The organism is Microcoleus sp. CZ3-B2 (genome assembly GCF_036705055.1).
Lineage (GTDB): Bacteria > Cyanobacteriota > Cyanobacteriia > Cyanobacteriales > Microcoleaceae > Microcoleus.
Genome location: NZ_JAUBTN010000111.1, coordinates 1 through 9,040, shown reverse-complemented (window position 1 = coordinate 9,040; position 9,040 = coordinate 1). Strand labels below are relative to the sequence as shown.

Below are 9,040 nucleotides of genomic sequence, written 5' to 3'. Positions count from 1 at the left end.
CATTCCCCATTCCCCATTCCCCATTCCCCATTCCCCATTCCCCATTCCCCATTCCCCATTCCCCATTCCCCATTCCCAATTCCCAATTCCCCATTCCCCATTCCCAATTCCCAATTCCCCATTCCCCATTCCCCATTCCCAATTCCCCATTCCCCATTCCCAAATTACCAATTCGCGATTAACGAGACATGGAAAATCCCACCAAAAATCCACAGGAGGAAATACCACCCGATATGTACTTAAAACCTAAAATTAAAATTTCTTGGCAAGTCATATTTGCCATCTCGATGTTTTTTTATATGTACCTGCCCATATTGGTACTCACATTTTACAGCTTTAACAAATCGCGTTTTAGCGCCGGCTGGGAAGGATTTACCTTAAATTGGTACGTTCAATTATTTAGCGATACGCGGATATTAATTGCCCTCAGAAATAGTTTAACAGTCGCTGTTTGTGCAGTTGCAATCTCGGCTGTACTCGGAACTTTAATGGCCGTTGGTTTAGCCCGCTACCGCTTTCCGGGGAAAAGTTTATATCAGGGAGTTTCCTACTTGCCGATTATTATTCCAGATATTGCCAGCGCGGTTGCTACTCTGGTATTTTTAGCAGCCCTCGCTATTCCTCTGAGTTTGTGGACAATTGTCGCCGCCCACGTTGTGTTTTGTCTGGCTTACATCGCTCTAGCTGTTTCTACTAGATTGGCGGATTTAAACCCCTATTTAGAAGAAGCTGCCTTAGATTTGGGTGCAACACCTGTTGAGGCTTTTATTCAGGTTTTGCTCCCTCAATTAATACCCGGCATAGTTTCTGGTTGTCTGCTGTCTTTTGTCCTCAGCATGGACGACTTTTTGATTGCGAGTTTCACCGCAGGTAGCGGGACTACAACTCTGCCGATGGAAATTTTTAGCCGGATTCGGACTGGAGTGAAACCTGATATTAATGCTCTCAGCGTGCTGTTAATAGTAGGTTCGGGAGGATTGGCATTTTTAGCAGAATATTTGCGCGGCCGCAGCGACCAAAAACGGTCTCATTAGTCAGTTGGTAGTTGGCAGTTGGCAGTTGGCAGTAGTCATTAGTCAGTAGTCAGTAGTCATTAGTCATTGGTTATAATACAAAATCCGGGTTTTGGATACTTTTTACGAACCAGTCGGCGTAGGCCGACATCGTTTGTGTAGTAGCGGTTTCAACCGCCGAATCATCAAGGGGGTATGTTACCCGGATTTGGTATTATATAGCGGTTATCAAGCGTGGTGAGGTATGCCCTATGCCCTATGCCGCATAGTACCTCATCTTTCTGAAAAAGGCTATAACTGGTTGTTAGTCACAAAAAAACCGGGTTTCTTAAAGAAACCCGGTTTCTGAAGCGGTAAGGTGGGCGGTTCGGCACACCCTAAAGAGGTTCTGCCTCTAGGACTGAATTACTATTTTGCTGGTAATTTAACCTTACTAGCTAAACCTAGCGCTTCCAAGACTTGAATTGTCATCCAAGTAAAGTCAATTTCCCACCATTTCATACCGTGACGGGCAGAGTATTGAAAAGCGTGGTGATTGTTGTGCCAGCCTTCGCCGTAAGTCAAAACCGCAACCCACCAACAATTAGTAGAACTATCTTTAGTTTCGTAGGTGCGGTAGCCAAACTTGTGAGTTGCACTGTTTACAAACCAAGTGCAGTGATACACCAAAATTAAGCGGACAAAAATCACCCAAACTACAAAGGGCCAGCCTGTGGCGAAGTAAAGCAACACGCCAAAGACGATTTGTATGGGGAGAAAGTAGTTTTGCAAAAATTGGTAAAACGGATCGCTGGAAATGTCTTTTGTGCAGCGAGCAATTTCAGCGTGGGCGGGGCCTTTATAAAGCATCCAGCCGAGGTGACTCCACCAAAAACCATTCTGGGCATTGTGAGGGTCGATCGCATTTTGGTCGGAGTGGGTGTGGTGCAAGCGGTGCAGCCCAACCCAATCAATTATTCCTCCTTGACAGGCCAGGGCTCCGCAAAATGCTAGAAAGTATTCTACGAATTTTGGTGTCTGAAAGCTGCGGTGGGTGAGTAGGCGGTGCCATCCGAGAGTTATTCCTAAACCGCCGGTGATCCAGTGCATGAATACTGTTAAACCAACTGCTGTCCAGTTGAAGTTACTCGGTAAAAATGCGAACAAAGCTCCGATATGCAGTCCTGCTAAACTAATAACGTGTTTCCAATTGTATTGGAGTTTTTCTTGTGTTGCTATTGTCATTCTTTTTTTTGATTTCTGATGAGATGCAGACTGGAATTCACGTATAAGAGTTTGGATTGAGTCGCGAACTGTTTTGGTGCACGCTTGCCCAAACTGAGCGAGAATGAATGAATGATAGATTTGGGAGTATCTGTGTTTGGCATTTAATAGTGCTGTCGGGAAATCCCGACAGCACGCTTTATAAAAAATGCTTTTTTCAAAAATTAGATGCTCCCCTAGATTTTGGATGAGGATCGAAAAAGATTTACGATTTAATTGTGAAATTAAAAATTTTGGCTGCAAAACAAAATTTTTTGTTTCTAGTTCTATTATAACTGATTGTGGTGTTGGTTGGGTCGATCGCGCCAGATGATTCAATCTGTGTTCAACGCAACCTGACCCGATCGCCAAAACTGGCTCATTAGTCAGTTGGCAGTTGGCAGTTGGCAGTTGGCAGTTGGCAGGAAAGCAGTCAACAATGCCCAATTACCAATTACCAATTACCAATTATCAAGTTACTATTTTTCTGCTAATTTCACTTTGGTTGCCAAACCCAGCGATTGTAGCAGTTGAATAGTCATCCAAGTGATGTCGATTTCCCACCATTGGAGACCGTGGCGAGCGGAGTATTGAAAGGCGTGGTGGTTGTTGTGCCAGCCTTCACCGTAGGTGAGGACAGCAACCCACCAGCAGTTGGTCGAGCCATCGCCCGACTCGTAGGTGCGGTAGCCAAATTTGTGGGTAGCGCTGTTAACCAGCCAAGTGCAGTGGAACACCACCACGATCCGCATAAATACGCCCCAAACCACGAAAGACCAGCCGCCTAATAAATAAAGCAACACGCCGAACACGACTTGGATGGGTATAAAATATGCTTGGAGAAACTTGTATACTGGGTCGTCGCCGATGTCTTTGGTAAAGCGAGGGATTTCAACTCTGATCGGTAGATCCGAGAGCATCCAGCCCATGTGGCTCCACCAGAAGCCTTGATTTGAATCGTGGGGGTCTGTTTCGGTGTCAGAATGTATGTGGTGTAATCGGTGCATTCCTACCCAGTCGATCGGGCCGCCTTCACAGGACAGGGTGCCACAAATAACTAGAAAATACTCTAGCCATTTGGGTGTTTGAAAACTGCGGTGCGTAACGAGACGGTGAAATCCGAGAGTAATCCCTAAACCACCTGTTACCCAGTGCAGGAATACTGCTAAGCCGACAGCAGACCAGCTAAAATTACCCGGCAGTAAAGCAAATAAAGCGCCGATGTGCAGAAAGGCCATAAAGCCTATGACAGGCCAATCAGGAGAAGTTTTTTTGGAAGTTGCAATCGTCATGAATATATTATGTTTACAAACTAGAGGCCGTATTTACGCGATAATCAACGGCGCGCACGCAAATGGTGAGCGAGGTTATAGATGAATAGCGTTTCACGGCTACAGGAAGCAGAACAGGCACTCTTTCAGATTTTTTCTGGTATTGACGCGACAGTCAAGCAAAATCTTCAACGAGTCTTAAAAGCTTTTCGCAGCCACCGGGTTGGAGTCCAGCATTTTGCAGGGGTTACGGGTTACGGCCACGACGATTTGGGTCGGGAAACTTTGGACGCGGTGTTTGCCGCGGTAGTAGGGGCAGAGGCGGCGGCTGTGCGGGTACAGTTTGTTTCGGGTACTCACGCGATCGCCTGTGCTCTTTTTGGCATCCTGCGTCCTGGTGACGAAATGTTGGCAGTGGCTGGTTCTCCCTACGATACTTTAGAAGAAGTGATCGGCTTGCGGGGGCAAGGTCAAGGTTCACTGATTGAGTTTGGCATCCTTTACCGTGAGTTGCCTCTAACTCGCGAAGGTTCTGTGGATTGGCAGACATTGAGCTCTACTATTTCAGCAAAGACTCGCCTGGTTTTGATCCAGCGCTCTTGCGGTTATTCTTGGCGATCGAGTCTGTCTATTTCAGAGATTAAAAAAATCATCGATCTAGTCAAACATCAGAATCCTAACACAATTTGCTTTGTGGATAATTGTTACGGCGAGTTTGTTGAGGATTGCGAACCTACTGCTGTGGGTGCGGATCTGATGGCTGGTTCTTTGATCAAAAATCCGGGGGGTACGATCGTCCCCACAGGAGGTTACATCGCCGGGAGGGCCGCTCTGGTGGAGGCTGCAACTTGTCGCTTGACGGCACCGGGAATTGGCAGCAGCGGAGGCGCAACTTTTGATTTGAATCGCTTGCTGTTTCAGGGTTTATTTTTGGCCCCTGGGTTTGTGGGGGAGGCGATGAAGGGCAATCATTTGACGGCTTATGTTTTTTATAAGTTGGGTTATCGGGTGAATCCGATTCCTTTGGCGAGGCGCAGGGATGTGATTCAGGCGATCGAATTCGGTTCTGCTGATAAGTTAATTGCTTTTTGTAGGGCGGTTCAGCAAAATTCTCCGGTGGGTTCCTATTTAGATCCGGTGCCGGCGCCGATGCCGGGGTACGAGAGTCAATTGGTGATGGCTGGAGGTACTTTTATTGATGGGAGTACCTCCGAGTTTTCCGCTGACGGGCCTCTGCGCGAGCCCTATGTGGCTTTTTGTCAGGGGGGAACTCATTGGACTCATGTATCGATCGCCCTCGAAGCTGCGATCGATGCTGTAGGGCCCGCTAAGTGAAGATGTGATTAAGGTTGATCGGCTAAATTTGTGACTAAACGGCCGTCTTCCATGTAGATAATGCGATCGGCAATATCGAGAATGCGGTTGTCGTGCGTGACTAGCAAAATCGTGCAACCTTGTTCTTTTGCTAGTTTCTGCATAATTTCTACGACATCTCGCCCGGATTTTTTGTCTAAAGCGGCGGTTGGTTCGTCCGCTAATACTATTTTAGGGTGGCTGACTAACGCGCGGGCGATCGCCACCCTTTGTTTTTGCCCTCCCGACAAATTTTCGGGATAATAATTAGCCCTCTCTCCCAAACCAACAGCTTCTAACATTTTTATTGACAAAGCATCCATATTCTGATTTAGCATTTCTTTGTGCAATTCCAAAGACATTCGCACGTTTTGCTTAGCTGTTAAAAATGTCATCAAGTTATGTGCTTGAAAAATATAACCAATTTGCTTTCTGAGTTTGGTTAACTGATTTTTTCCAGCGCCGCGTATTTCTTGCCCGAGAATTTTGAGACTACCTTCTTGAGCCGAACGTAGACCGCCTAACATCGTCAACAAAGTCGTTTTCCCTGAACCCGAGGGCCCCGTCATAATTACTATTTCTCCGGGGGTGATGTCGAGATTTATGTCGAATAAGGCTTGTTTTTTGAGAGAGCCTTGACCGAAGTAATGGTTGAGGTTTTTGACTGAAATTACTGGTGCGGTTGCGGTGGTTGGGTTTGCGGGTGAATTTAGGGTTTGCATGGTAATTTTTTTGGTTTTTTTTGACCGCAGATGCAGGCAGATTGACGCTGATGAACGCAGATTAGAAGATGTCTGCGGGGTCTGCTGATTGGAGTTTGCGGAGGGCGAGGGCGCCGGAACCGGTACACATCACGATCGTCAAACTCAACACTACAACCGCTCGATTTGCTGTCATCGCAATTGGCAGCAATGTAGCAGATTGTGCTAAGGAATACAGCCCGTTCGCTAAAACAATTCCCGGCATAAAACCCAATACAGCTAATAGCAGAGCTTCTTGAACCAAGACTCCGACTAAATAGCGATCGCTATATCCCATTGCTTTTAAAGTCGCGTATTCCGCCAAGTGATCGGAAACGTCGGAGTAAAGGATTTGGTAAACGATAATCAGACCAACAATGAATCCGATGATTGTACCGAATCCGAAAATAAAGCCGATCGGAGTAGCATTTCCCCAATAAGCTTTTTCGATTTCCGCAAATTCTGCCAAAGTCAAAACTTTAACATCATCTGGCAATATATTTTTGAGCATTAACTGGACTTTTTTGATATCAGCACCGGGTTTGAGGTTGATTAAGCCGACATCAATTTCGTCAGGTTTGCGATCGGGAAATAAGTTCATGAATGTAGAATCGCTAGCAATGACATTGCCATCGGCGACAAAGGAAGCACCGAGAGTAAAGACTCCTCCCACTTGAATGTTGCGTTTGTTTAGTTCAGTTTCCAGCGTAGATTGTTTGTTAAAAATATTGGCAATTTTGCCGTACTCAGGTCGAGAAGCTTGGTCAAACAACACGCGATTAAACATTTTAATTTGATGCAAGTTTTGATTGACATCGGGCAAATTAAATGTGATATTTCCGGGATCGATGCCAAAAATTAAAATCCTTCTAGTAGTGCGGTTTGTAGGATTTCGCCACTCTCCCGTACCAATATATAATGAAGTCACGAACTTGACTCCTTCCACTCCTTCCGCTTGGTAAAGTCGCTCTCTATTGAACTGTTTTACCGCTGCAAAAGTTTCAACTTGAGGATTGATTAAAACTAAATCTGTCTGTAAACTTTGGTGCGGCTTAACGGCAGAGTCGAAGAGTGCATCTTGAAATCCCAGTTGCACGAATATCAAAATATCTGCAAAGGCAATTCCTGAGATAGCGACAGCAAGGCGAGTTTTTTCTCTAGTTACTTGCAACCAAGCAAGGGGTGTTTTGCGAAACATAAGCTTTGTTTGGGAATTGGGAATTGGGAATTGGGCAATACGGTTCAGATAAGACAGATCCCCTCTAGCCCCCCTTAAAAAGGGGGGAACAAGAAGGTGCTGCGAAGTCCCCCTTCTTAAGGGAGATTTAGGGGATCTTCGGGGAATTAACAGTGTTAACCCAAGCGTATTGGGGCATAGGAGCGAAGTCGAAGCATTGGCATTGAGAATTGAAAACTGGGAATTGGTGATTAGTTATTTATTGTCGATCGCTTAAAGCTGCTTGTTCAAGTTGACGTTGGCGCATTAGGAGGAATAAAGGTAAACCTAGGGAAACACCAACCAGTAAATTACTGGCAATATAAATCCACAAAATTTTCATTTTTAGACGCGAACCTTCGCTAAAAACAAAAATCCACAAAACCACGGAAGACACGATGACATCCATGCCGAAAAAACCGGAAATCTGGTTCGCAAATAATTGTCCAAAGAACTCGTTGACATTCAACCCTTTTTCTAAGAGAAACGGGATAAACTGGGAATAGGGCAAAGCTGTTCCTAGAATACAGAGAACTAAGTAGGCAATTTTAAGCATTGGGAAACCTCCACTTTGTTAATTTTAAATCCCTGTATGGGCGAGTTTACTCAGTATTACTGAGTGCTTTAATATCGGATTGCATAATTAAGTTAATATTACGCGAAATCTTATCAATTTCCCAATCCCACCACCGAATTTGTAATAGTTGTGCAACTTCAGCATCGCTGAAACGCTGTTTGATTAAACCTGCGGGATTTCCTCCGACAACGGTGTAAGCGGGAATGTCTTTTACTACAACGGATTTGGCGGCAATAATCGCACCGTCGCCGATTTTGACTCCGGGCATAATGACGGATTCATAGCCGATCCAAACATCGTTACCAATTACGGTATCGCCTTTGCTTGGCAGTTCGATTAATAGATTCATTGCTGTTTCCCAGCCGTTACCAAAGATGGGAAAAGGATAGGTTGAAATGCCGTCTAGTTTGTGGTTTGCACCGTTCATGATGAATTTGACGTTGGTGGCGATCGCACAAAATTTACCAATAATTAATTTCTCACTCCCGTAATTGTAAAGTACGTTTCTCTCGAAATTTTCCGGGTCGATGGGATCGTCGTAGTAAGAGTAATCACCGACAATAATATTGGGCGATTTAACAAAGTTTTTGATAAAGCAAACCCGGCGCTGGTTTACCATCGGATAAGGTCGGTTTGGATTTGGCCCTAATTCTGCCACGTTTCTCAATCTCCCTAATTTTTAATTGCTACTTGTACCTGCAAATTTGTCAATCCCGCAACTTGTTTGCTAGCTTCAGGATTCAGGTGAATTTTCACTTCCACAACTCGGCTGTCTAAGTTTTCTCCCGGCTGGTTGCTAAACACGTTTTGCTTGCTGACTTTTAACCCGATTTCTTTAACAGTTCCCGGCAATTCTCCTGAAAATGCTTGGCTGGTAACATCTGCTTTTTGCCCAACCTTGATTTTGCTGATGTCGGTTTGGTAAACTTCGGCAACGACTACCATTTGCTGAGTTTCTCCCACGTCTGCAATTCCGTCATCGCTGATTTTTTCTCCTACGCGGGTGTGAATTTTGAGGATTTTTCCGGGTTGCGGAGTGCGGATGTAAGCTTGATTTAATTCGGTTTGGGCGCGATTGACTTGGGCGATCACGCTATTGATTTCGGTTTGGGCTGCTTGGATATCTACCGGGCGTACTTCGCCTATCTTGTCGAGAGTTGCTTCGGCTTCTTTTAGTTCTTCGCTGCCACTGTTTTTGATGCGGTTAAGTGTTGCTTCAGCTTCTGCTAACTGCTGGATTGCTGTATTGTTAATTCGGGAAAGATTTGCTTCGGCTTCTGCTAACTGCTGGGTTGCTGTACTGTTAATTCGGGAAAGATTTGCTTCGGCTTCTTTAAGCTGCTGCCTTGCGGTACTGTTAATGCGGCTGAGATTTGCTTCGGCTTCTTTAAGTTGCTGCCGACTTGTTTCTAATGTCAGCCGTTTGCTGTCCATTACCGATTGAGAAATAGCGCCTTCGGCAACAAGTTCTTTGTGCCGCAGATATTCGGTTTCGGCATTAGTAGACTCGGCTTTTAATTTGTTAATTGTTGCTGTTTGTGCTGTTTTTTCTCTGACGGGGTGACAACCCCGTTAAAACCCATAGCTAACAAAGGTTTGACCGATTTATGGTAAAAAAAGATGGGGTC

Annotated in this window: 10 protein-coding genes; 3 read left to right on the top strand and 7 right to left on the bottom strand. The window is 45.2% G+C overall.

The features are described from left to right. Positions 1-188 precede the first annotated feature (188 nt). Positions 189-1,034, top strand: a complete 846-nt coding sequence (locus tag QUA97_RS27430; RefSeq protein WP_194070900.1) for an ABC transporter permease — start codon at positions 189-191, stop codon at positions 1,032-1,034. 387 nt (positions 1,035-1,421) lie between these two features. Here QUA97_RS27430 and QUA97_RS27425 read toward each other — a convergent pair whose 3' ends face one another. After that, on the bottom strand, positions 1,422-2,237 hold the full coding sequence (locus QUA97_RS27425; RefSeq protein WP_333197424.1) for an acyl-CoA desaturase: 816 nt from the start codon (positions 2,235-2,237) through the stop codon (positions 1,422-1,424). 107 nt (positions 2,238-2,344) lie between these two features. Here QUA97_RS27425 and QUA97_RS27420 point away from each other — a divergent pair, with 107 nt between their 5' ends. Then, a complete protein-coding gene (locus tag QUA97_RS27420) occupies positions 2,345-2,467 on the top strand; it encodes a hypothetical protein (protein WP_255515929.1) in 123 nt (40 codons plus the stop codon). A 267-nt stretch (positions 2,468-2,734) separates the two neighbouring features. Here QUA97_RS27420 and QUA97_RS27415 read toward each other — a convergent pair whose 3' ends face one another. Beyond that, a complete protein-coding gene (locus QUA97_RS27415; RefSeq protein WP_194011153.1) occupies positions 2,735-3,547 on the bottom strand; it encodes an acyl-CoA desaturase in 813 nt (270 codons plus the stop codon). A gap of 81 nt (positions 3,548-3,628) precedes the next feature. On the opposite strand from QUA97_RS27415, the gene QUA97_RS27410 reads away from it, so the two are divergent. Then, entirely contained in the window at positions 3,629-4,861 is a 1,233-nt protein-coding gene (locus QUA97_RS27410; protein WP_194070898.1) for a methionine gamma-lyase family protein, read from the top strand. An 8-nt stretch (positions 4,862-4,869) separates the two neighbouring features. Here the strand turns inward: QUA97_RS27410 and QUA97_RS27405 are convergent, their stop codons facing one another. The 5 genes from QUA97_RS27405 to QUA97_RS27385 form a co-directional block, all read right to left on the bottom strand. After that, positions 4,870-5,601, bottom strand: a complete 732-nt coding sequence (locus QUA97_RS27405; RefSeq protein WP_194070897.1) for a DevA family ABC transporter ATP-binding protein — start codon at positions 5,599-5,601, stop codon at positions 4,870-4,872. A 61-nt stretch (positions 5,602-5,662) separates the two neighbouring features. Next, positions 5,663-6,817: an ABC transporter permease DevC gene (gene devC, locus QUA97_RS27400; protein ID WP_194070896.1), complete on the bottom strand. Its 1,155-nt coding sequence runs from the start codon at positions 6,815-6,817 to the stop codon at positions 5,663-5,665. A gap of 238 nt (positions 6,818-7,055) precedes the next feature. Further along, positions 7,056-7,391, bottom strand: coding sequence for a DUF2834 domain-containing protein (locus QUA97_RS27395; RefSeq protein WP_194070895.1), 336 nt, complete (start codon positions 7,389-7,391; stop codon positions 7,056-7,058). A gap of 46 nt (positions 7,392-7,437) precedes the next feature. Continuing rightward, the gene (locus tag QUA97_RS27390) at positions 7,438-8,079 is read right to left on the bottom strand and encodes a Vat family streptogramin A O-acetyltransferase (protein WP_228050356.1); all 642 of its coding nucleotides are present in this window, start codon (positions 8,077-8,079) and stop codon (positions 7,438-7,440) included. A 5-nt stretch (positions 8,080-8,084) separates the two neighbouring features. Further along, positions 8,085-8,846: an efflux RND transporter periplasmic adaptor subunit gene (locus QUA97_RS27385; RefSeq protein WP_333197415.1), complete on the bottom strand. Its 762-nt coding sequence runs from the start codon at positions 8,844-8,846 to the stop codon at positions 8,085-8,087. Positions 8,847-9,040: the final 194 nt, after the last annotated feature.